This is a genomic window from Bartonella sp. AP88XZML (assembly GCF_042195565.1).
In the GTDB taxonomy this organism is placed as follows: Bacteria; Pseudomonadota; Alphaproteobacteria; order Rhizobiales; family Rhizobiaceae; genus Bartonella.
This window is the reverse complement of sequence record NZ_JBHIOQ010000040.1, coordinates 238042-260587: the sequence shown is the minus strand read 5'-3', so window position 1 is coordinate 260587 and position 22546 is coordinate 238042. Positions and strand designations below refer to the sequence as shown.

General features: G+C 37.6%; 20 protein-coding genes. 9 read left to right on the top strand and 11 right to left on the bottom strand.

The window, feature by feature from the left end:
- Positions 1–159: 159 nt before the first annotated feature.
- Positions 160–636 carry a GNAT family N-acetyltransferase gene (locus ACFIK2_RS05215; protein ID WP_375633918.1) on the top strand — a complete coding sequence of 159 codons (477 nt, stop codon included), beginning with the start codon at positions 160–162 and terminating at the stop codon, positions 634–636.
- A 1898-nt stretch (positions 637–2534) separates the two neighbouring features.
- Here ACFIK2_RS05215 and thiD read toward each other — a convergent pair.
- A complete protein-coding gene (gene thiD, locus ACFIK2_RS05210; protein ID WP_375617415.1) occupies positions 2535–3389 on the bottom strand; it encodes a bifunctional hydroxymethylpyrimidine kinase/phosphomethylpyrimidine kinase in 855 nt (284 codons plus the stop codon).
- A gap of 129 nt (positions 3390–3518) precedes the next feature.
- Here thiD and ACFIK2_RS05205 point away from each other — a divergent pair, with 129 nt between their 5' ends.
- The 3 genes from ACFIK2_RS05205 to ACFIK2_RS05195 all read left to right on the top strand — a co-directional run bounded on the left by ACFIK2_RS05205 (position 3519) and on the right by ACFIK2_RS05195 (position 7583).
- Positions 3519–4325: a 1-acyl-sn-glycerol-3-phosphate acyltransferase gene (locus ACFIK2_RS05205; RefSeq protein WP_273790137.1), complete on the top strand. Its 807-nt coding sequence runs from the start codon at positions 3519–3521 to the stop codon at positions 4323–4325.
- 692 nt (positions 4326–5017) lie between these two features.
- The gene (locus ACFIK2_RS05200) at positions 5018–6115 is read left to right on the top strand and encodes a D-alanyl-D-alanine carboxypeptidase family protein (protein WP_375633922.1); all 1098 of its coding nucleotides are present in this window, start codon (positions 5018–5020) and stop codon (positions 6113–6115) included.
- 406 nt (positions 6116–6521) lie between these two features.
- Positions 6522–7583: a CobW family GTP-binding protein gene (locus ACFIK2_RS05195; protein ID WP_375633924.1), complete on the top strand. Its 1062-nt coding sequence runs from the start codon at positions 6522–6524 to the stop codon at positions 7581–7583.
- Positions 7584–8469: 886 nt separating this feature from the next.
- On the opposite strand, the gene ACFIK2_RS05190 is transcribed toward ACFIK2_RS05195, so the two are convergent.
- The 3 genes from ACFIK2_RS05190 to ACFIK2_RS05180 form a co-directional block, all read right to left on the bottom strand.
- Entirely contained in the window at positions 8470–9219 is a 750-nt protein-coding gene (locus ACFIK2_RS05190) for a L,D-transpeptidase family protein (RefSeq protein ID WP_375617418.1), read from the bottom strand.
- Between the two features lie 40 nt (positions 9220–9259).
- The gene (locus ACFIK2_RS05185) at positions 9260–10216 is read right to left on the bottom strand and encodes an acetyl-CoA carboxylase carboxyltransferase subunit alpha (protein WP_375633734.1); all 957 of its coding nucleotides are present in this window, start codon (positions 10214–10216) and stop codon (positions 9260–9262) included.
- Between the two features lie 78 nt (positions 10217–10294).
- Positions 10295–11233 (bottom strand): site-specific tyrosine recombinase XerD, encoded by a 939-nt coding sequence (locus ACFIK2_RS05180; RefSeq protein ID WP_375617420.1) that lies wholly within the window; start codon positions 11231–11233, stop codon positions 10295–10297.
- Between the two features lie 260 nt (positions 11234–11493).
- Between ACFIK2_RS05180 and ACFIK2_RS05175 the strand changes: the two genes are divergently transcribed.
- From ACFIK2_RS05175 to ACFIK2_RS05160, 4 genes are all read left to right on the top strand, one after another.
- Entirely contained in the window at positions 11494–12126 is a 633-nt protein-coding gene (locus ACFIK2_RS05175) for a shikimate kinase (protein WP_375633735.1), read from the top strand.
- Entirely contained in the window at positions 12101–13234 is a 1134-nt protein-coding gene (gene aroB, locus ACFIK2_RS05170; protein ID WP_375617421.1) for a 3-dehydroquinate synthase, read from the top strand. The genes ACFIK2_RS05175 and aroB overlap by 26 nt, the downstream gene beginning before the upstream one ends.
- A 416-nt stretch (positions 13235–13650) precedes the next feature.
- Positions 13651–14046, top strand: coding sequence for an MliC family protein (locus ACFIK2_RS05165; RefSeq protein WP_375617422.1), 396 nt, complete (start codon positions 13651–13653; stop codon positions 14044–14046).
- Positions 14047–14063: 17 nt separating this feature from the next.
- On the top strand, positions 14064–14456 hold the full coding sequence (locus ACFIK2_RS05160; protein WP_375617423.1) for an MliC family protein: 393 nt from the start codon (positions 14064–14066) through the stop codon (positions 14454–14456).
- 16 nt (positions 14457–14472) lie between these two features.
- Here the strand turns inward: ACFIK2_RS05160 and mnhG are convergent, their stop codons facing one another.
- From mnhG to ACFIK2_RS05125, 7 genes are all read right to left on the bottom strand, one after another.
- The gene (gene mnhG, locus ACFIK2_RS05155; protein WP_375614351.1) at positions 14473–14883 is read right to left on the bottom strand and encodes a monovalent cation/H(+) antiporter subunit G; all 411 of its coding nucleotides are present in this window, start codon (positions 14881–14883) and stop codon (positions 14473–14475) included.
- Positions 14880–15161: a K+/H+ antiporter subunit F gene (locus ACFIK2_RS05150; RefSeq protein WP_375617424.1), complete on the bottom strand. Its 282-nt coding sequence runs from the start codon at positions 15159–15161 to the stop codon at positions 14880–14882. Before ACFIK2_RS05150 ends, mnhG begins: the two co-directional genes overlap by 4 nt.
- A complete protein-coding gene (locus tag ACFIK2_RS05145) occupies positions 15158–15643 on the bottom strand; it encodes a Na+/H+ antiporter subunit E (protein ID WP_375617425.1) in 486 nt (161 codons plus the stop codon). Before ACFIK2_RS05145 ends, ACFIK2_RS05150 begins: the two co-directional genes overlap by 4 nt.
- Positions 15640–17262 (bottom strand): monovalent cation/H+ antiporter subunit D, encoded by a 1623-nt coding sequence (locus ACFIK2_RS05140; protein WP_375654830.1) that lies wholly within the window; start codon positions 17260–17262, stop codon positions 15640–15642. The genes ACFIK2_RS05145 and ACFIK2_RS05140 overlap by 4 nt, the downstream gene beginning before the upstream one ends.
- Positions 17262–17603: a Na+/H+ antiporter subunit C gene (locus ACFIK2_RS05135; protein WP_375617427.1), complete on the bottom strand. Its 342-nt coding sequence runs from the start codon at positions 17601–17603 to the stop codon at positions 17262–17264. The genes ACFIK2_RS05140 and ACFIK2_RS05135 overlap by 1 nt, the downstream gene beginning before the upstream one ends.
- Positions 17603–20524 (bottom strand): monovalent cation/H+ antiporter subunit A, encoded by a 2922-nt coding sequence (locus tag ACFIK2_RS05130; RefSeq protein WP_375676945.1) that lies wholly within the window; start codon positions 20522–20524, stop codon positions 17603–17605. The genes ACFIK2_RS05135 and ACFIK2_RS05130 overlap by 1 nt, the downstream gene beginning before the upstream one ends.
- Before the next feature lie 229 nt (positions 20525–20753).
- Complete coding sequence (locus tag ACFIK2_RS05125) at positions 20754–21251, bottom strand: BA14K family protein (RefSeq protein ID WP_375633623.1); 498 nt, start codon at positions 21249–21251, stop codon at positions 20754–20756.
- A 167-nt stretch (positions 21252–21418) separates the two neighbouring features.
- On the opposite strand from ACFIK2_RS05125, the gene ACFIK2_RS05120 reads away from it, so the two are divergent.
- Positions 21419–22516, top strand: coding sequence for a carboxynorspermidine decarboxylase (locus tag ACFIK2_RS05120; protein ID WP_375677042.1), 1098 nt, complete (start codon positions 21419–21421; stop codon positions 22514–22516).
- The last annotated feature ends 30 nt before the right edge of the window (positions 22517–22546 follow it).

Genomic DNA, 22546 nt, shown 5'->3' with positions numbered 1-22546 from the left:
CAAGAAACTATACCTGTAGAGCAGGCAAAATCTATAATCGCTTCCTTTAATGCGCAGAAACTACCTTTAGTTTAGTGGGTTGGACCTCATTCATCTCATTATAAAGTTGATGAAGTTCTCTTATCTATTGGCTTAGAGCATGTTGAAACAGAGGTAGGAATGGCAGCTTTAGCGCAAGATATAGACTCACATGTTACTTCTATGCCAGATAGCTTCAAAATCAAGGAAGTTGAATCACTTCAAGATTTTAGAGATTATGGAAATGTTATGGCATCAGTCTTCGAGCCTTTTAATGAAGAAGCAGTTATATTTTATGAAACAATAGGGCGTTGTTATAAAAAAGACTCTGATGTAGAGATGTTCGTTGGTTATATAAATAACAATCCTATAGCAATATGTTTTTGTATTAAAGCGGATGGGATTGGTGGATTGTATGATATTGTCACCAAGCCAGATTTTCAGAAAAAAGGTATTGGGACATTCATGACAAAAATTGCTATTGAGCATTTAAAAAGAAAGAGATATCATGTTATTGGTATGCAAGCCTCTCACGAGGGAATTAGCATTTATAAAAAATTGGGCTTTACAAACTTTGGTGAATTTAAAATTTATTCCAATAAACACATAGTGGTTTAGCTCTGAATTCTTTTTTGCTCATCAATTAAAAGAATTTATTATTTTCAGCAGAACTCAAATATGATCAAGCAATCGATATAACCAAGAAAGCTTGGCCAATCGCCTTTAATACTGATAGTGAAAAGCTAAAATCAGTTTTATAAACATAATTGTTTCAAATGGCTCACTCAAATTTTCTTATTTTTTACTTTGTCTTAAATAAATATATCTATCACAAATCTAAGTTGAACAAATGTAATTTTTTTATATGATCGATAATCTACTGTCTGTTACTGATATTTATGAAGAGCTCGAAAGCAAACATTTAAAACGACAGTTGCATCATAATTTGTTAGATGGTTAGTCTGTTAGTTAATTAATAGAAAAAATTTTCGCTTTATAAAATAACCAAAGGAGCTTAAAAAATCTTTCAAAGATCATTTAAAGGTCCTTTATGTGTATTGTTTCTTTTTCTATGTCACAGTTGATGATGAAAAATCCCTCACGCTAATTGTAATTATTTTCAAACGAAATAAACTGTTTTCACCTATTATTTAGAGTAAATTAAGTTTTTGGGATTTCTGGCACATCATTTGATAATCCTCTTTCTTGAACAAATTCTTATCCAGAATAATCTTCAACACAAAAATAAATTAATAACTTGATTTATAAAGATAATTTATCATTATTCATATTGAGCAAGCGTCTCAAATATCATAGGATTATCTCATTTCAAATCTCTATACATTAAAATCACTCACAATCATCTACTCACGCATAACAGGAAAAATTGAGGCATCAATAAAATTCACTTGAAGAAAGGAATAAAAACTCTTCTTCTGAACGCTCTGAAATACCAAAGATTATCGCAACATTGGGAGCTAAAATAGTATAGGGAGGTACCCCTTTCACCTTGAAAACGTAAAAATGGGAAGCATAATAGCTTTATACACTTCATAAAGGCTTTAGACCATTCACGAACGTTATTATAAAATGGATGTGACACACTTTGAGAGAAATCTCTTTAAAATAGACATGTGAATTAACAATATTAAGTGCATTCTATTTTACATGAGGAACATAACTTCAAATCAAGATAAGGTAACATAAAGTATTGAAACCGTCATAGTGCACAATAAAATCAGACCATTTTAAATGTTTAATGGTAACATCAGCTAAACAACAGAATAAAAATTCAATTTTGAAAAGATTAAACCATACGCTACAGGTCTATTGAAACTCCGATTGTGCAATCGACTACCTTCTCGCTAAAACTGAATCACTATAAATATAAAAACCTTAAAATCCGCTCTAAATTCGTAAAAGTTTCTAGATCTTGCTGTATTAAATGTTGAAACTCCTCATAGCTACTCATCTGAAACGCCAATAATTCTATAAAGCAGTTCCATAAAAAAGGATAATGACGTTGTAATATCCGAAAAAAATTTACCACATCACCTGAAAGATCATTAATAATTCCATCAGGAAGTATCAATTTCTATTTAGAAAACCCTATCCATGCTGACAAAAACTATGTAAATGTTAGATATATAATAATTTTGATGACGATTTTGACTCACCCTGTTTTGCCACCAATATAAGAAACAGCGAATATAGCAGGATCCGCCAGCTTTAATATCGCCTTGTAAAAGGTCTTTCCCTCTACTCTTTTTGCTATCAAATCCTGATTTTACAATTCCTTGCTCTCTTTTTTATACTCAAAATTGCCTCTGAAACAGGATAGATTAATCGTAAAAAATATATAAAAGAAGCAAATTATAACATTTTTTCTTATCCTTCTTAATACAAAATAACTGTTAAGCTACAATGCGCTAACACTTATCAGTCATAAGTCCAAAACATCATATAATGACAAAACAAATTCATAGAGTGAAGATTTTTCACAATCAATCGTTGTATTAATCTTTCCATAATGCATAAAAATGATGAAGCGGCCCTCGCCCTTTCCCTACTTTTAAAGCATCTGAAGCAGTTAAAGCGCCATGCAAATAATCTTTTGCTTGTTTAACAGCGCAATCCAAAGGTTGAGTAGGTAACAGAGCTGCAATGGCAGCAGAAATGGTACACCCTGTCCCATGATCATGAGTAGTTGAAAGACGAGAAGCTTCAAGTATAAAAAGGTTTTCACAATCACAATAAAGGTCTGGACTAGAACAATCGTAATTTTCTGTGCTATTTTTGGTAAGCGTATTCAAATGTCCCCCTTTTAACAAAACTGCATGACACCCTAGCGCCAAGAGTCGTGGAGCATATTGATACATAGTCTCTAAAGACCATTGCACTTCACCCCCCAATAACAGTGCAGCTTCAGGCAAATTTGGCGTGATCAAAGTTGACATCGGCACAAGAACATCACGCATAATTTCAATTGCATCAGACTTTAAAAGAACATCACCACTTTTTGCAACCATAACCGGATCAAAAACAATGAAACGCACTTTATGATAAGCAAGACGTTCTGCAATAACCTGTGCAATCTGAGCATTTGCAACCATACCAATTTTAACGGCATCAACATGGATATCCTCAAAAACAGAATCAATTTGATCTGCAACAAAAGAAGCATCTAATGCCTGAAAAGAACGCACACCCTGAGTATTTTGTGCAACAACAGCTGTAACCACACTCATACCATAAGTTTTCATAGCTGAAAAAACCTTCAAATCCGCCTGCATTCCAGCGCCACCAGAAGGATCTGTTCCCGCAATAGATAAAATCCGTGGAATAAAAAGTTTATCTTTTTGTAATTCCATTAACCTCTTTCCTTCTGTTTTTAAATATCGGAAAATGAGTTACCGAAAAAATAGATGCTTGAGAAAACATAAAGAAGATGTTTTCTCATGTGAATTATATTATATATGAAGTCTTCTTATAGATATAAAATGGAAAATGTAGTGCTTATCCTTCGTTCTATTCTTTTTACGTTCGCTTTTTATACAACAACTTTCATACAAATGATTCTTTACGCTCCCGTTTATTTTTTAATGCCCCGCAAAAAGGCATGGATTGTCCCTAAAACATGGGCACGCGTTACACTCTTTTTGCAAAAATACATCGCAGGCACAAGTTATGAGATTGAAGGTTTAGAAAATCTTCCCAAAGGCCCCTATATCATTGCTCCAAAGCATCAATCAGCTTGGGAAACTTTCAGTCTTGTTCCTTATTTTGATGATCCCACTCTCATTTTAAAACGTGAATTGATGTGGATTCCATTGTTTGGCTGGTATATGGCAAAAACGCAAATTATCCCCATTAACCGCACAACACCCATCAAAGCTTTAAAAATGATTATACAAAAAGCAAAAGAGAAAGTAAAACAAGGGCGCCAAATCTTGATTTTTCCCGAAGGAACACGCCGACAACCCGGTCAAGAACCAGATTATAAGTCAGGAATTGTCGCGCTCTATAATGAATTAGGACTTCAAGTTGTCCCTATTGCACACAATGCGGGTTTATATTGGCCACGCAATAATTTTCGCCGCTATCCCGGAACAATTCGTGTCCGTATTCTTCCCCCGATAGAAGCGGGTTTAAGCAAACGTGATTTTCTAGATCAACTTGTCCAAAAAACTGAAAAAGCGTGTGATGAACTGCTTCTCTTAGCAGCTCAAGATCCTACCCCTCCTCCTATGCCACCATACGCTGTTCAGAAACTTCAAAAACTAAATCATCATGAAACAATGCACTAATTGATAAGAATAATGCATAACTTTGTATATTGAGCGGAGTATAGGGAACAAAAATATAAGAAAGATACTTCAAACTTTCTAATTCAAAATTATAAAACACATGTACATGATAAGAAATAATCAATGTGTAAATTTTTTTGAAAAAGAATTCTTCCTCTCTTTAAAATCATTTAAATAACATACATCTCATTGACTTATAAGGATGTTTTAGCGTTATTCAACTTGAATGAGAACCCTGAATACCGTAAGATTCTCTCATTTCAAATCTATTCTAGGTTGAATCAATTAGAATCATTTTCTTACACATTACAAGCGGGGATATCTGTGTGAATAAAACGATACAAGAAAAGATTAAAATGCTTTTTACGAACCGTCTCAAGTGCCAAGGGCTATCCTAACAGGAGAGCAAGAAAAATGCATGATTATACAGATTCATTCCTTTCTGAGAAATTCAATCCCTCCAAGAACATGAAATCTTGTACAATCTTCATTATTTAAAAAGTATTTCTTGAGATACTTAAGTCATCAAACCAAATTCAAGGGGAAAATAAAAATGAGTGTTGGTTTTTATCCCACAGACACAACGGATACAGCAATTAACCATCTTTCCTCCCTATCCTAGACTTAAAAGCTTTGTGTGCTACATTAAAACAATTCTAAATAACGAATAAGAGGGAACTAGATTTAAATTAATGCAACGTCTCTTCTATAATTTATTTTTTTCTGTGATTTTGAGTTTATCCAGCGCTGTTGCTTTAGCGCAGCCTTTTATTTCTGTTGATGTTACAACGAGGCGTATCTTAAAACATAATCAAGCTTTTGAGCGTTGGTATCCTGCTTCCTTGACAAAATTAATGACCGCTTATGTTATTTTTCGTGCCATGAGCCGAGGAGAAGTTTCACCAAACAAACATATCACCATCAGCGAATACGCCGCAAAAGCTCCCTCATATCGTTCAGGCTATAAAGCTGGTTCTGTACTCACACTTGATACAGCCTTAAGTATCACCATGGTTAAATCTACCAATGATTTAGCCATTGCCATGAGTGAAGCTGTTGCGGGTTCACAGAAAGATTTTGTACATAAAATGAATAGCGAAGCTAAACGTTTAGGCATGTTTGGCACCCATTTTGCGAACGCAAGTGGTTTACCAGATCCTCAAAACTATTCCACGGCACGCGATATTGCTCTTTTAGCCGTTCAAATACGTAGAGAATTTCCACAATATGCTCATTATTTTTCTATTCCAGCCATTGATTTTGGTAATAATCGAAAAATCCAACATAACTCAAACAACCTCATTGGCCGTTTTTATGGGATAGACGGTATGAAAACAGGCTTTATTTGTGCCTCTGGTTTTAATCTTGTTGCCTCAGCCACCCGCAATAAACGTACAATTATTGCTGTCATTCTAGGTGCTAACAACATAAGTGAAAGAGAAGAAAAAGCTGCACAACTTCTTGAAATAGGATTTTTGCACCAAGGAAACCCCCAATTAACACTAGCAACATTAAAACCTTATGGGAGCAACATAACAAAAGCCAACAATATGAGACAACAAACATGCACACCTGAAGCCATAAAAATGCATGCAAAATCATATGATGATCAAGGAAATATTATTCTCACCTCACCTTTTATCATTGCTCCACCTTCTTTTTCTCATCCTTTATCAGTACACCTCATTCGTACGCCACAAACACCTAAAATGACAGTAAAACCACTAAGAAAACCCTATATTCCGTATAAAAGGCACGCAAACCATTCTATAAAAAGCCATAAATCATAATCTACAATTAATTATAATACTTTGATTTATAATGATAATTAATTATTTTGTACCTTATGTCAAAACCACAAGTATTGTAAGATTCTCTCATTTCAAATCTGTATTTGTTGAATCAATAAAACCAGTCTCTTGCGCGCCACAAGGTGGATGAACATGTAGATAAAATAATTAAAACAAGGAATAAAAATCCTTCCTATAAGTCCTTTCAAGAACCAAGAATTATCATAACATTGACGCTAAAAAGTGTATAATATACCCACGTGCACCTACCTTTATAAGCGTAAAGATAGTGGTACAATGGATCTCATGAGGGATTAACCATTACATCCCTCACGGACATCATTATAAATTGGTTAGACATACTGAGATATATTTTTTAAAAACAAAACTATGATTGATGATTAACATGAAAATAAAGCGCATCCCTCTCACGCTTATTACGGGTTTTTTAGGCTCTGGCAAAACAACTTTGCTCAACCGTATGCTACAAGACCCTCTTCTAACAGAATGTGCTGTTATCATCAATGAATTCGGCGAAATCAGTATTGACCACCTTCTGGTTGAAAAAACAACAGAAGGAATTATTGAGCTTGCCAATGGTTGCTTATGCTGCAATTTACGCAGTGATCTCATCGACACATTAATTGATTTAATAAATCGCGTTCAGACAGGACAGATCAAACAACTCCATCATATTATCATTGAAACCACAGGGATGGCTGATCCCGCCCCTATTTTACAAATACTTTTAAGCCACCCATTGTTTATTCAAACATTGTCCATAAATGCTGTTCTTGCAACATTTGATACATTAAGCCCACTTTCCATATGTGAGCGCTATCCTGAAATATATAAACAATTAATATTTGCTGATAAAATCATTCTCACCAAAACAGATCTTAGAGACCCACAAACGCTTTCAGATGCACTCCTTAGCACACTTAAAACAATGAATCCTACAGCACAAATCATTGACGCCCATTCTAAAGATTTCTGTTCAAATCTATTAATAAATAACACATTATGGGATGAAAAAGTAGAAAATACAAAACTTAAACAAAATCTTACGACTACCCCACATGATCATAGCCCCCATAAAACCATTCGTACCTTTTCACTAAACTGTGAGGGTCCTGTTGATTACGCCACAATTGAGGCTTTTTTAGATCTCCTACAAGAGCGTTATGGTACAAAATTATTACGTATTAAAGCAATTATCGCATTACGTGATGACCCTTATCGCCCACTTGTATTACATGGCGTACAAACATTTTTTCATCCTCCCATAAGATTGCCAGCATGGCCAAAAGGAATAAAACAAACACGTTTCGTCATCATTGCCGATGGTGTTGAAAAAGACGCAATACAAAAGCTCCTCAATGCTTTTTTTAATAAACCAGCAATAGATACTGCAGACAAAACAGCTCTCTTAGAAAATCCCCTGGTCATTCCAGGAATAAAATTTTAATTTTTTCTCCCCTTCAATGATATAACATTAAATTCATTAGCACCACCATCTTTATGCTTTTAAAGGAGCAAACCGGCACCATTACACACTTTGCTAATTCCCAATGTTGAAACAGCTCTTGGTACTTGAGACGGTTTGTAAAAAGCATTTTAGTCTTTCTTGCACAGTTTCACCCACGCGGCTATCCCCGCTTGTAACGTGCAAGCAAATGGTTTTAATTTATTCAACATGGAACGGCTTTGAAATGAGAGAAGCTTACGGTATTCAGGGTTCTAATTTGACTTAAAAACTAAATTATCATTATAAATCAAATTGTTATGATACAAAATTTAATACCCATCAATCTGCAAATAGATTGTTTTCTCTCTAAATGCGCTTCATCTGCAAACCATTTCATGTGATTCATTTCACAGACCGATTGGCCAAATTCTTGGTTCTAAAATATTCTGCTCAACTCTATATTTATTCAAGCTAATTGAAATCAAAATCCCTGTTAAGAAAAAAACCAAAATTAGACAGAGGCAATATCGCATTTTAAAATATGTGAATGTATCTTATATAACAGCACGACAAGACAATATTTCACAGCATAAAAGAATAAAACTCTTTGAAAGAAATAAAAAGAGAGGTACATTTTATATTAACTTACTCTTCACTAAAAACGAAGATTGATACCAGTAACGATGTGCAAACAATCCAACTTCTTTGAGAAAATTCCTCTTGGCTTCCCACTTCATATGATTTACTTACATAAAGCTCTATGAAAAAACTCTGCACTTTAAAATATTGACCACTCACTTAAACATCTTATGTGCAAAGTTTTTGCATATCCTGTATCACCATTATTAAGTGATAGTGTTTACGGTGCAGTAGGATACAATACCACTCACTGCATTAGAGAAACTGAATTTGTATCAATATCGCGATTAAAAACGTAACGTTTTCCATAAACCTCAACAGTTGGAGGTTGACGATTTTTTTCAAAAAAATCATAACCTTTCTTAAGCATAATCCAGAATTGATAATGAGGATTCTTGCTATGACGTGACATATTATCCTCGGTCATGCGGAAAGGAAAAGCCTGCAACTGAAACTCTCTTTGTCCTCCTTTAAAAGCATCCCGTGCAAACGCATAAATCTGAGCCATGTTCTTATCACTCATAGAATAACAACCTGCGGAAAAGCAAGAACCATGAACCATAAGATTGCTTCCTGTGCGACCATTTTCCTGATCATAAAGGTTAGGAAATCCTATATTAAAAGAGAGATAATATTTTGAATAAGGATTCATTTGGTTTGCGCTAATAGTATAAAAACCCTCTGGTGTCTGAAGATCCCCTTCTTTATATTTAGGTCCAAGCTTACCAGACCATTTGCAAATGCCATAGCGAGCAACCAAGATAAAAGGTCCTGAACGAGATTGCTTCCAAACTTCAGCAAGATTTTCTTCCTTAAAAAACCGCATCATAATCGGTGCATAGGGATCTATATCATACAGAACCATTCTATTTTTGATTTCTTGCGGCAACGGCTGCTCAACTTTAGCGCGAATAGAGGCTGGTAATCTTCCTTCACATGCTGTCAATAGTCCCATTACAAACAACACACACACAGCGAGGAATCTGCTAAATGTCATCGAATAAAACTCCAATCCAACACCCCTCACAAAAAATAATCTATGTTAGAGATCGACCAATTTGAAGGTATTTTTCCCTTCGCTCTTGTTTAAGCACTTGACCATCTTTTCCAGCCATAGCTTTTAAAGCCTCTGAAATAACATCACCCGTTGCATCAATGACAATCTCTTTGCCACGATGCGCTCCCCCTAAAGGTTCCGAAATAATGCCATCAATAATCTTTAAGCGATACAAATCTTGAGCGGTAATACGCATATTCATTGCAGCATCTTTTGCACGAGCTGGATCACGCCATAAGATAGAAGCTGCTCCTTCTGGTGAAATAACAGAGTAAATTGCGTGCTCCAACATATAAACTTTGTTGGCAGCCGCGATTGCTATCGCCCCTCCAGAACCGCCTTCTCCAATAACAACGGAAACCACAGGAACTTTCAAACGCAAAGTTGTAGCTGTTGATTGAGCAATTGCTTCCGCTTGCCCACGTTCTTCAGCGCTTACCCCAGGATAAGCACCTGCTGTATCAATAAAAGTGAGGAGTGGCAAACCAAAGCGGTCAGCCATTTCCATAATACGTACAGCTTTACGATAGCCTTCTGGACGTGCAGAACCAAAATTATAGCGCAAACGTGTTTCCGTATCGTGACCTTTCTCTTGACCGATATAAGCAATGGCCTCACCTTTAAAGCGTGCAAACCCCGCTTGAATAGCCTCATCTTCAGCAAACTTGCGATCTCCGGCCAAAGGCGTAACATCACTCAATAGGCGTTTAGAATAGTCCATAAAATGGGGACGATCCGGATGACGAGCGACTTGTGTTTTTTGCCACGGCGATAATTTTTTATAAATATCGCGCAACGCTGTTTGGGAACGCGTTTCAAGACGAGCAATCTCGTCACTCATATCAAGACTGCCTTTTTCCTGAGAAATTTTTTTTAATTCAAGAATTTTCCCATCAAGATCAGCAACTGGTTTTTCAAAATCAAGATAATTATACATTTGTATCAACTCATTCAGTGTCACTTATACACTTATAATTTGCTTTATAAAGTCTTTTTCAAAAACATCACCTTTTCTTTAACGAGCCTTTTGCTCATCGGCAAGTGGATGATGCTCATTGACTAAACGATAAAGTCCCTCTTCCAACACATGGGTATAAATCTGAGTGGTAGCAATATCAGAATGACCTAACAAATGTTGAACGGCACGCAAATCAGCACCATTTTGCAAAAGATGACTAGCAAAAGCATGACGCAACACATGGGGAGAAAAGCTATCACTTCCTATCCCTGCTCTTCTAGCGAGATTTTTCAACTCTCGTGCAACGACTTGACGAGCAATATATCCTGTCTCGGAATGCGCAGGAAAAAGATAAGAACTCGTAGCATCCTTTCCCTGATCACGCAAGTTTAACCACTGTGAAAGAACTTGACATGCTTTTTTTGATAACAGCACCATTCGTTCTTTTTTGCCTTTACCACGAACCAAAACGCTGTATTCCTTCCTTCGAACAGACTGAACCGGCAGACTCACCAACTCACTAATACGTAACCCTGTTGCATAAAGCATTTCAATCAATAGCTGAAGACGCAGTGCACGGAAATAACCTTTGGACCCATAGTCTGCTTGATTGACTTCTAACTCCGCAAAATCAAGCAATTTTATCACTGCATCTTCACTCATGATTCTGGGCAAAGGACGCCTCTGACGAGGTGCATCAATATCATGAGAGGGATCATCTGCTCTCAACCCTTCAGCATAAAGGAATTGATAAAACTGACGCAAAGTTGATAAACGGCGCGCTTGCGACGATGCCGCAAAACCAAAAGTATGCATAAGCGACAAAAGGGTAATTAAATCTTCTTTTTGTGCTGAAAAAAGCGAAACAGAGTGTGAAGACAATTCGTCTTGTGCCCACTGCAAATCATGCTGATAAGCCGCAAGCGTATGAGACGAAGCCCCTCTCTCCGCACTCATCATCTCAAGAAAATGATCTATCACAGCACCACTTTTCATTTCATTGATTCGCTTCCGTAGAAAGATTCCATGAATCCAAGGGAACATCAATGTACATATCCACAGTTACTGGTTCAACCCAAACCACAAGAGCACCCATTATAATGAAAAGAACAGAAAGCAAAATGAAAAGAATCATCAAAAATCTAGTCAATGTTGGCATAAGACAATAACCTACCCAAAAATATTCTATCTCGTATTATGCCTCACAAAGATTAACAGGAATTGACTTTAAGATGGATAAATGCCGAAATAAAGTTATGAAAAGCAATCGACCAAAACGCGTCCCCATAACACAAATAAAGAATCAGCTCTTATCGTCCCTTGATAAAAGAGCACTTGTCCTTGTTGGTCTTATGGGGGCAGGCAAATCAGTGATCGGAAAACGCGTCGCCACCATGCTCCGTTTACCTTTTTATGATTCTGACCAAGAAATTGAAAAAGCTGCACAAATGACAATTACGGAAATCTTTGAAATTTATGGTGAATCCGAATTTCGTGCTCTTGAACAGCGTGTTATTCTAAACCTCATGAAAAAAAATCCCCTTGTTTTAGCAACAGGTGGTGGTGCCTATATAAATGAAAATATCCGAAAAGCCATTCACAAAAATGGTATATCCATATGGCTAAAAGTCGATCTTGATATCCTCATGCAACGTGTCTCAAAGCACCCGACACGTCCCTTGCTTCAAACAGCCAATCCTAAAGAAACCATGCAAAAACTCATGGAACAGCGTTATCCTATCTATGCAAAGGCAAACTTAACAATTAACAGTCATAAAGAAAGCCGTCATACCGTAGCACAAAATGTTATACGATCCGTACAGCACTACCTATACACAGAAATTAACAATAGGGATAACCAGCATGCAAACCAAAACCGTTACTGTTAAACTGGACAAACACTGTTACGATATCATCATTGGTCCGGGTCTGATTACACAAGCTGCTTCACAAATTAAACATGCTCTTAATAAAAAAGATCCTCATCAAACGCGCTTGGCGCTTGTTACAGATACAAATGTTGCTTCCCTTCATTTGGAGATATTGCAAGCAGAATTAACAAAAAATAAAATTCATACTGTCCCTATTATTGTAGAAGCGGGAGAACAATCAAAATCATTTTCAACCCTGCAAGTTGTCATCGATCAAATTCTTGCTGCGCGTTTAGAAAGAGGCGACTGTGTTATTGCTTTTGGCGGTGGTGTCATTGGCGATCTAGCAGGATTTGCGGCAAGTATAATCCGCCGTGGTATGAACTTCATTCAAATGCCCACAACGCTTCTTGCACAAATTGATTCCTCTGTTGGTGGAAAAACTGGAATCAATAGCCAATATGGCAAAAATCTTATCGGTGCTTTTTATCAACCACAATGCGTTATTGCTGATACGTGTCTTCTTGATACCCTGCCGCCGCGCGAATTTCGCGCTGGTTACGCAGAAATAGTAAAATACGGTCTCATTAACCAACCTGACTTTTTTGAGTGGCTTGAAAAAAATGGGCAGAAAATTTTCTCTAATGGCCCTATGCGAACAGAGGCCATTGTTCGCTCATGCCAATTTAAAGCTGACATTGTAGCACGCGATGAGTACGAAACGGGAGAGCGTGCACTCTTAAATCTTGGCCATACATTTGGACACATGCTTGAAACAGCAACCGCTTATGACTCCAACCGTTTAATCCATGGCGAAAGCGTAGCAATTGGGATGATTCTAGCTCATCAATTCTCTGCTCAATTAAATTTAATAAGCCCCACGCTTACACAACGCATTGAAGCGCACTTCAAATTTATAGGATTGCCTACACAATTAAAGGATATCCCAGGGGGTCTACCAGATGCTGAAACTTTAATGACTCTCATTGCCCAAGATAAAAAAGTTTCGCAAAACAATTTGACTTTCATCTTAACACGCGGACTTGGCCAATCATTTATTGCAAAAAATGTTTCACCAGATGCAGTTTTATCCTTTTTGGAACAAAAATTAACAGAAATTCGTTAATTCATATTGAATATAATTGATTCGTTTTTATACTTCTATTAAAGATTAAATATGATGATGTCTGCGTAGCTCAGTAGGATAGAGCACAGGATTCCTAAAGAAATTGGGCACTTTGAGGAGAAATCCTCAAAGTGAATCTGCTCAAATTCGGGGAAAGCTTCATGGGCGACTATATGCCAATCCCGAGCCAAGTCTCTTTTCAAATGAGAGAAAGGTGTAGAGACTGAACGGGCAGCACCTAAAGAGCAAAAGCTTTAAGGTGAAGAGACAGTCCAGACCACAAACAGCCGATAAGGCTGGCGGTGAAAATCGAAGTGGTATGAATCCTGGGGTCGCAGGTTCGAATCCTGCCGTAGACACCATCGTATCAGTCAAATTATTCTTTGTGCACAATATTAGGAATATAGGGAAGCATCATGAAAAAAACTTTGCACATTTTAGGATTTTTCACCGCTTTAAGTTTATCACTCTTCAGCTCAAACAATAGCTTAGCTGGTTCTTTAATCATTGAAGTACCAGACAATCCAGAGCCCAAAACAGAGACCATTACCTATCAGTGTGATACTGAAACAGGTAAAGAGCGCGTAGAGGCAGTTTATCTTAATGCTGACAATATTTCGTTGGTTGATTTCAAATGGAACGGTGATCGTGTCATTGCTGCTAATGTCATCGCGGCAACAGGAGCAAAATTTGCAGGAGCTCAGTACATCTGGTGGGAGAAGAACAAAGAAGTCACGCTTTATGACCTTGCTCAGGATCCAGAAGAAAAAAAACCTATCCTATGTAAAGATGAGTCAACATTATTATTTTAAATAACACGGGAAATATTATGAAAAAAATTTCTTTTACTAAACAATTTTTCATTACTTTAAGTGTGTTCCTTCTCGGTTCAATTAATGCATTAGCAAGTTCTTTAGTCATTGAAGTACCAAATGATCCAGAACCAACAACAGAGACCATCTCCTATCAATGCGACATGGGAACAAGCAAAGAGCATGTTGAGGCAACTTATCATAATGCTGGCAATATTGCGCTTGTTGATTTAAAATGGAACGGTAAGCGCATCGTTGGTTCTAATGTAATTGCCGCTTCTGGAGGAAAATATGTGGGTGGTCAATACATTTGGTGGATAACTAAAAATGAAGCCATATTTTACGATCTTATTAATGATCCAAAAGAAGAAAAGCCCATCCACTGTGTAGAAGAAAAAAGCACAGAATAAAGAAGGTTCTTACATTTCAAGAACCGCGCTGGCTCTCATCTCTTGATGTTCCTTCTGACGTGGGTAACTTTTCCTCCGTCTGGTGTAATAAAAGAGCCAGCGGTTTTTCTGACTGTTCTTCTGAATGGTGTCGATAAGCTGCTGTATGTGAGAGCAACATAGAAGCTACCGGCGCTGTTAAAAATAAAAAAAACATTAGCAACACTTCATGAAAAACAAAATAATGGTCCACAAATATTGAATAAAGAAATGAAGAAATAAGAATACTACCAACGCCCCAACTCGTACATACTGAAAGCATATGCAAACGCTTATAAAAATTGGAAAAACGCACCAAACCTATCGTTGCGATCAATGTCAATCCAGACCCTAATATTAAGAAAACTGTGATAGCAATAGCAACCACAAGCGATATATCATCTTTCATTCAATAATCTCCCCCCGCATAAGAAATTTCGCCAAAGCGATGCTTGAGACAGATCCCAACAATCCAATAATGAGAGCTGCGACAAAATAAGCGGTTGTTCCTGAACGAATATCGAATGTAAGAAACAAAAGAATAGTAGTTATATAAAGGGCATCCAAACCAACAATTCTATCCTGCGCCCGTGGACCACAAATCAACCGAAACAGCGCGAAAATCACCGCTAAACTTAAAAAAAACTGTGAAAAGAAAAGCCCCCAATAAAGAATCACCATACTCATAAAAAAATCTCCAAAAGCAATTGCTCATACCGTTGTTTGATCAACTGTTTGTAATCATATCCATTTTTAAAATTTAAAACATGAAGCAAAAGTTCACCCTTTTTACTATTATAGGCAACCCAAGCAGTTCCAGGGGTTGCCGAAAGGATGCATGCTAAAATAGCCAAAGCAGTGCGATTATGAAGCAGAAGAGGTACTACAATAAAACCAGATTTCTGCTCTCGAGACCTTTTTGTTAAAACAAACCAAGTCACCGAAACATTTGAGAATATAGAATCTATAAATACTCGAAAAACGAGACGAAAAACCGCACTCCAGCTTTTAATAACAGCCTTCTCCGGCTCCAGAAGCCGTATCATCCAACCACAAAACAAAGCGGTTAAAATCCCTAAAAGAAATTGCCCTAAACTAAAACCATTTAAAATAAGCCACATAAGGACAATGACACCACTGAAAAAAGGGGAAGGACAAAAACGATTCATTTACTCACCTCCCTATTTTCGAGAGAAAAATCCGTTAAAACGCTCCCAATATAGTTTTGAGGTTCATACAAAGTCTTAGCAGTTTCAGACATATAATGACTAACAGGACTGGCTACAATTGTTATAAGAAAACACAAAGCAAGGAGAACGGCAATAGGCGCAAATTCTATCACTTGCACACGGGGAATACGCCCTTCAAGAGAAACCCAAAAAGTTCGGATACCCGTTCGTGTCAATGCAATCAAAGCCGCAAAACCAGAGAGAGTGACAAAAACTACAAAAAGCCAATCTTGGTAAACCGGTAGAGAGACAGAAAAATCCTCTCTACTGTGATTTAAAATTGCCATGAACATCATAAATTTAGCAACAAAACCAGAAAAAGGCGGCAATCCAATAATCAAAATGGCACAAATACCAAAACAAGCTCCAAGAATTGCCAAGGTTACCGGAAAATAGATGCCAACTTCATCTTCTTCCTCCTCTTCATCGTCACCATACACCTCCATTGTGACAGCAAGAACATTTGCAGCCACATCTTGACAGCGTTCAACCAACTCTACCAAAAGAAAAAAAGCTCCCAGTGCTAAAGTTGAAGAAACAATATAAAAAAGTGCACCTGCTGTCAGTGCTGCATTGCCGATCCCGATCGCGGCCAACAATGTACCAGAAGAGACAAGGACACTATAAGCTGCCAAACGCACCAAAACTTGGCTTGCCAATACCCCAATAAAACCAACAATCATAGTGGCAAGCCCACCATAAAACAAAACCGTATGACCAAAATGGTTAAAATATTCACTTTCAGAACCAAACCATAGCAACGTTAAACGTAAAATAATATAAATACCCACCTTGCTCAAAAGTGCAAAAGAAGCTCCAACTGGCGCTACTGCTGCACTGTAAGTTGGCACCAACCAAAAATTAAGCGGCCACATACCCGCTTTAAGCAAAAAAGCAATACCTAAAAGTGCAACACCTATTTCGAACAAAACAATATCTGTAGAAGATATATATTTTATTTTAACAGCCAAATCGGCCATATTAAGAGTACCAACGACTCCATAAATGAGCGCTATACCAACTAAAAAAAATAATGAAGCAATAAGATTAACCACGACATAATGCAACCCTGCGCGCACGCGTGTCTGACCAGAACCATGCAAAGCAAGCCCATAGGAAGCTGTTAACATAACTTCAAAAAACACAAATAAATTAAATAAATCACCAGTCAAAAAAGCACCATTTATCCCCACCATAAAAAATTGCATTAGTGACTGAAAATGAGAACCAGCTTTGTACCAATGAGCCCGCGCAAAAACCAACACGCTAGTCACCAACAAGCTGGAAAGTAAAAGCATCATAGCGCTTAAGCGATCAAGGACTAAAACAATTCCAAAAGAAGACGGCCAATTACCAAGTCGATAAACATCGCAAGCCGGTGCTATTTCAAGAGTACGTATAATCAATAAAATGGCAGTAACGACCAACAGTCCCGCAGAAGAAAGACTGATGAATGATTTAAGTCTTGCACGACGTTCATCATAAAAAAGAAGAAGTGCTCCAGTGATTAACGGCAAAAGAATAGGCAAAATAAGGAGATGATGCACTCCTATTTCCATTATTGCACCTCACGTCCATCAACGTGATCAGAACCCGTTAAACCACGTGAAACCAACAAGATAACTAAAAATAAAGCTGTTGTTGCAAAACCAATCACAATTGCAGTTAAAACCAAGGCTTGTGGGAGAGGATCGACATAATTAGCTGGATTAATAACAGGGGTAGGATCAACAATTGGAGCAGCATTACTACGCGGTCTACTCATTGAAAATATAAAAAGATTAACACCATAGGAGATCAAGGACAAACCAAGAATGACTTGAAAAGTACGTGGACGCAAAACAAGCCAAATACCTGATCCGACAAAAACACCGATACCCAAAGAAAGAACAATTTCCATTAATTTTCCTTCTCTTTTAAAATAGGTTTCTTACCGATTCGGTAACTCCGAATTGACTGGTGTGCAAGTGCAATTAAAATGAGAACAGTTGCTCCTAACACAAGAGAAAGCACACCAAAATCAAACAAAAAAGCGGATGCCATGGAAACTTTCCCAATTAACGGAAGATGAATATATCGAAAAAAGGATGTTAAAAAAGGATATCCAAAAAACCAAGAGCCCATCCCCGTTACGACTGACAACAATAAGCCAAAGCCTATCCAACGCAAAGGTAAAACTCTCAAATGCGTTTCCACCCACCGAATATCGCGTGCAAGATATTGTAAAATAAATCCTATTGCCAAAGTAATACCACCGACAAATCCACCTCCTGGCAGATCATGCCCTCGCATGAATAAATAAATAGCAAAAGCGATAATAATCGGAAAGAGCCAACCCATAATAACAGCAGGAACAGCTAAATAATTCAATACTGTATCTCCCACATTTCGATTAGGCTGTGCTATATCAAAGGCTTTCTGGATACGTTGTTGAAAAGGCGCATCAATACTCTCAGGCGCAGGACGAAAACGTCGTAATAGGGCAAAAACAGTAAGGGAAACAACACCCAAAACCACAATTTCTCCCATGGTATCAAAACCACGGAAATCAACCAATAACACATTCACAACATTGCGACCACCAGCATCTGAGTAAGCATGCGTTAGAAAAAAATCAGAAATCGTTGTACCTTGGGGACGTGTCATCACTGCAAAAGAAAGCCATGCTACACCAGCACCTCCTACAAGGGATATGATGAAATCACGGAAACGACGCAAGCGAACCCAAAAACGAACATCAGCCGGCCCAGGGTCATGCAAACGTTTAGGCAACCACCGTAAACCAAGCAATAATAAAACGACTGTAACAACCTCAACAACCAATTGTGTTATTGCTAAATCAGGAGCAGAAAGCCATAAAAAGGTTGCACAAGTCATCAAACCAGCTCCCCCTAAAAGCATAAGTGAAGCAAGACGATGAAACTTTGCTCGCCAAGCAACTAAAAGCGCACATAATCCGCCAACCAGCCAAAGAGCGAGAAAAGGAATATCAAGTGGAAAAAGCGGTAATGTCCCCACTGGAATGAAACCATCGCACCAAAGTAAAAGACCAACAAAGGCAAAACAGACCCAAAAAATCCAATGCAATTGGATCTGCAAACGGCGTGTTGACAAAGCAGATTCCACCGCACGGGCCCATTTCCAAGAAATAATTACGAGAATGCGTTCAAAAATACGCGGTCCTTTTAAGTGACGGAAAAAAGGAGCCCCATCATCACAGGATAAAAAATAACGATGCCCGACAGCATAGAGCAATCCGCCCCCTAATAATGCAACAAAACTCATCACTAATGGAGTGTTAAACCCATGCCAAACAGCCAAACTATAAGGAATTGTCATTGTTCCTAAAACAGACACGACCGCATTATCTAAAATAGGTCCTATTGTTAAATTAGGAAAAATACCAACCGCTAAACAAATAAACACCAAAAGCTCCATTGGTAAACGCATGAAATGCGGTGGTTCATGGGGAGTCTTGGGTAAATTGTCAGGCTTTTGTCCTAAAAAAACGCCATGAATAAAGCGTATAGAATAGGTCACACTAAACAGACTAGCTAGCGTTGCCACATAAGGCGCAATCCAATCGAGCCATGATTCCATATGCGTTTCAACAGCTTCAGCAAAAAACATCTCTTTCGATAAAAAACCATTCAACAAAGGAACCCCAGCCATCGCTGCACTCGCAACTAAAGCAAGAGTTGCTGTGATAGGCATAGAACGATAAAGCCCTGACAGTTTACGCATATCACGTGTTCCCGTCTCGTGATCAATAATGCCAGCAGCCATAAATAAAGAAGCTTTAAAAGTAGCATGATTAGCCATATGAAAGATTGCCGCAACACATGCAAGTGAACTACCAAGACTTAAAAGTGTTGTAATTAATCCAAGATGACTAATAGTCGAGTACGCAAGCAGTCCTTTCAAGTCTTGCTGAAACATGGAAAAATAAGCACCTAGAAGAAGAGTTGAGAGTCCTGAAAAGCCAACCAGCCAAAACCAAGATTCTGTTCCAGAGAGCACAGGCCATAAACGAACAAGCAAAAACAATCCCGCTTTTACCATTGTTGCCGAATGCAAATAAGCCGATACAGGGGTTGGAGCAGCCATCGCGTTGGGTAGCCAAAAATGAAAGGGAAATTGCGCACTTTTTGTTAACCCTCCCAATAAAATGCAAATAAGGATAGGACTATAAAGAGAACTTGACCGGATCATATCTCCAGACTGTAGCACCTTATCCAAATCAAAACTGCCAACAGTATACCCAATCAATAAAACTCCAATAAAAAGAGCAAAGCCGCCAAAACCTGTGATCGTTAGAGCCATACGCGCACCCTCACGCGCACTTGCATTATGGTACCAATAGCCGATCAGCAAAAAAGAAAAAATACTGGTGAGTTCCCAGAAAACAACCAAAAAGACGAGATTACCTGATAAAACTATTCCTATCATTGATCCCATAAAGGCCAAAAAAAAGGAAAAAAAACGCGGTACAGAATCCGCTGGATCTATGTAATAACGTGAATAAATGACAACAAGCAGCCCAATCCCTGTAATAAGCAAGCAAAAAAGCCACGACAAACCATCTATGCGGAGAATCAAATCGCTTCCCCATTCTGGAAGCCAAGAAATATCTAAACGCACTATGTGGTTTCCGCGAACTTCCGGATAAAGCATTATTGTAAAAATAAGACAGAAAAGTGCGACGACCCCAGCAAACCACGCTTCATTATTTTTTGCTGTCGAACGAAAAAAGCCAATGACAGCACTTCCACCAAAGGGAAGCAAAACGAGCAATACCAACATTGCTTCCCGTGTTGTCATTCTTTAAACTCCATTTTACCTTAATATTTTGTCATCGACAAAACAAAAACTTATATTCTCACCCCCCATTCCACACTTAATGATAATAAGATTTAATAAAACTTAAAAGCATTTAAATTTTTAAAAAAAACAATGCTTGCATGAAAATACTGCGCACCACACAAGTCTTCTCTTTATTGTAAGAACAATAACGCCCACGACAAGAAGCAATTAAAATTTTATTTAATTTCTATCCTTTAAAAAAGCGGGATAAACACTGCCTACGCCCCCCATGAAAAGGCTGAAAACTATTATCATTTTTATTATAAGAGCGATAACGCGCACGGCAAGATTCAATATGTTGTTTAAGCATCCATGGCTCTTTTTTTTCTAATTTTTCCGAAGAAAACGTTAAAAACACTTTTTTAGCATCTGGTACAACTTTTAATGATGCGCCTTTTGTGCTTAAGTGCGGTGATGTAACAAATGCCACTTCAGGATACCACCAATTATCACTGTATTTACGATAACCACGCCGATAATGACGATAACCTTTGAAACCATTAAGTTCTCTACGCCCCGTAAAAATCAGAGGCACCGAACTATCTAGGACAGAAGTCTGAGTAACCAGTTTGGCTTTAGCGTCACTTCTATTTTGCCCCCAATTAACAAGAGTGGTTGTTATAATGAAAAAACTGCTAACAAATACAAAAGCTAAAGCATAATATAATTTTTTTTTCATACTCATAACAAAAAACTCAACATAATAAACAACAGTAATTACAGAAAGCCTTTCTCTTGCTAGACAGAAACAGATTCTTTTCTTAAGATTCTTTTTTCTTGAGACATTCTGTTACTCTTTGTACTAAACGTTGATCTTGGCAATAAGATCCTTCAAAAAAGAATGAATAAATGATGATAAAAACCCCCTACTATCTTATAGACAAATCGAAACTCATCAAAAACATGCAAACAATTTCTCGTTTACGGGAAATGTCCGGAGCTAAAATTTTACTTGCTTTAAAATGTTTTGCCACATGGAGTGTTTTTGATTTAATGTCTGAGTTCATGGATGGAACCACATCATCATCCCTTTATGAACTACGTTTAGGAAGAGAAAAATTTGGCAAAGAAACCCATGCTTATTCAGTGGCTTGGGCAGATGATGAAATTGATGAAGCCTGTGGTTATGCAGATAAAATCATCTTTAATTCCATCCAACAGCTTCAACGCTTTTCTGATGCAACAAAAACCATTCAAAGAGGTTTAAGGTTAAACCCAGGAATCAGCGCATCAAATTTTGATCTTGCCAACCCCTCTCGCCCTTTTAGCCGCTTAGGAGAAACAAACCAAAGCACTATCAAAGAAGTTCTGCCTCTTATCAACGGATTGATGATCCATAACAATTGTGAAAATGCTGACTTTAATCTTTTTAACCAAATGCTTGGATATATGGAAGAAAAATTTGCAGAACTTTTTTCTGCTGTTGACTGGATAAGCCTTGGCGGCGGAATCCATTTTACGGCTGAAAATTATCCTCTAGAAGCTTTCGCAAAACGCTTAAAACAATTTTCTAAAACTCATGGTGTCACTCTTTTTCTAGAACCAGGAGAAGCTGCTATTACCAAAAGCACCACATTAGAAGTCAGTGTTCTTGACACATTGTATAATGAAAAGAATCTAGCCATCGTTGATAGCTCAATTGAAGCACATATGCTTGATCTTCTCATTTATCGTGAAAATGCCAAATTAGAACCCAATCTAGGACCACACGAAATTATGATTTGTGGAAAATCTTGTCTTGCCGGCGATATTTTTGGAACATTTCAATTTCAAAAACCTCTTAAAATAGGCGATAGACTGTCTTTTCAGGATGCAGCAGGTTATACAATGGTCAAGAAAAACTGGTTTAATGGCGTTACAATGCCTGCTATTGTTCTCAAAGAGTGCGATGGTACATTAACACTTCAACGCCAATTCAGCTATAACGACTATCAGGAAAGCCTTTCATAAAGATAAACCATAAAAAACGTCATACAACAG

Excerpts from the sequence above, each read along its gene's own strand:
- ACFIK2_RS05215 (WP_375633918.1), top strand. The coding sequence starts at position 160 with ATGGCAGCTTTAGCGCAAGATATAGACTCACATGTTACTTCTATGCCA.
- thiD (WP_375617415.1), bottom strand. The coding sequence starts at position 3,389 with ATGGAATTACAAAAAGATAAACTTTTTATTCCACGGATTTTATCTATT.
- ACFIK2_RS05205 (WP_273790137.1), top strand. The coding sequence starts at position 3,519 with ATGGAAAATGTAGTGCTTATCCTTCGTTCTATTCTTTTTACGTTCGCT.
- ACFIK2_RS05200 (WP_375633922.1), top strand. The coding sequence starts at position 5,018 with ATGCAACGTCTCTTCTATAATTTATTTTTTTCTGTGATTTTGAGTTTA.
- ACFIK2_RS05195 (WP_375633924.1), top strand. The coding sequence starts at position 6,522 with ATGAAAATAAAGCGCATCCCTCTCACGCTTATTACGGGTTTTTTAGGC.
- ACFIK2_RS05190 (WP_375617418.1), bottom strand. The coding sequence starts at position 9,219 with ATGACATTTAGCAGATTCCTCGCTGTGTGTGTGTTGTTTGTAATGGGA.
- ACFIK2_RS05185 (WP_375633734.1), bottom strand. The coding sequence starts at position 10,216 with ATGTATAATTATCTTGATTTTGAAAAACCAGTTGCTGATCTTGATGGG.
- ACFIK2_RS05180 (WP_375617420.1), bottom strand. The coding sequence starts at position 11,233 with ATGAAAAGTGGTGCTGTGATAGATCATTTTCTTGAGATGATGAGTGCG.
- ACFIK2_RS05175 (WP_375633735.1), top strand. The coding sequence starts at position 11,494 with ATGAAAAGCAATCGACCAAAACGCGTCCCCATAACACAAATAAAGAAT.
- aroB (WP_375617421.1), top strand. The coding sequence starts at position 12,101 with ATGCAAACCAAAACCGTTACTGTTAAACTGGACAAACACTGTTACGAT.
- ACFIK2_RS05165 (WP_375617422.1), top strand. The coding sequence starts at position 13,651 with ATGAAAAAAACTTTGCACATTTTAGGATTTTTCACCGCTTTAAGTTTA.
- ACFIK2_RS05160 (WP_375617423.1), top strand. The coding sequence starts at position 14,064 with ATGAAAAAAATTTCTTTTACTAAACAATTTTTCATTACTTTAAGTGTG.
- mnhG (WP_375614351.1), bottom strand. The coding sequence starts at position 14,883 with ATGAAAGATGATATATCGCTTGTGGTTGCTATTGCTATCACAGTTTTC.
- ACFIK2_RS05150 (WP_375617424.1), bottom strand. The coding sequence starts at position 15,161 with ATGAGTATGGTGATTCTTTATTGGGGGCTTTTCTTTTCACAGTTTTTT.
- ACFIK2_RS05145 (WP_375617425.1), bottom strand. The coding sequence starts at position 15,643 with ATGAATCGTTTTTGTCCTTCCCCTTTTTTCAGTGGTGTCATTGTCCTT.
- ACFIK2_RS05140 (WP_375654830.1), bottom strand. The coding sequence starts at position 17,262 with ATGGAAATAGGAGTGCATCATCTCCTTATTTTGCCTATTCTTTTGCCG.
- ACFIK2_RS05135 (WP_375617427.1), bottom strand. The coding sequence starts at position 17,603 with ATGGAAATTGTTCTTTCTTTGGGTATCGGTGTTTTTGTCGGATCAGGT.
- ACFIK2_RS05130 (WP_375676945.1), bottom strand. The coding sequence starts at position 20,524 with ATGACAACACGGGAAGCAATGTTGGTATTGCTCGTTTTGCTTCCCTTT.
- ACFIK2_RS05125 (WP_375633623.1), bottom strand. The coding sequence starts at position 21,251 with ATGAGTATGAAAAAAAAATTATATTATGCTTTAGCTTTTGTATTTGTT.
- ACFIK2_RS05120 (WP_375677042.1), top strand. The coding sequence starts at position 21,419 with ATGATAAAAACCCCCTACTATCTTATAGACAAATCGAAACTCATCAAA.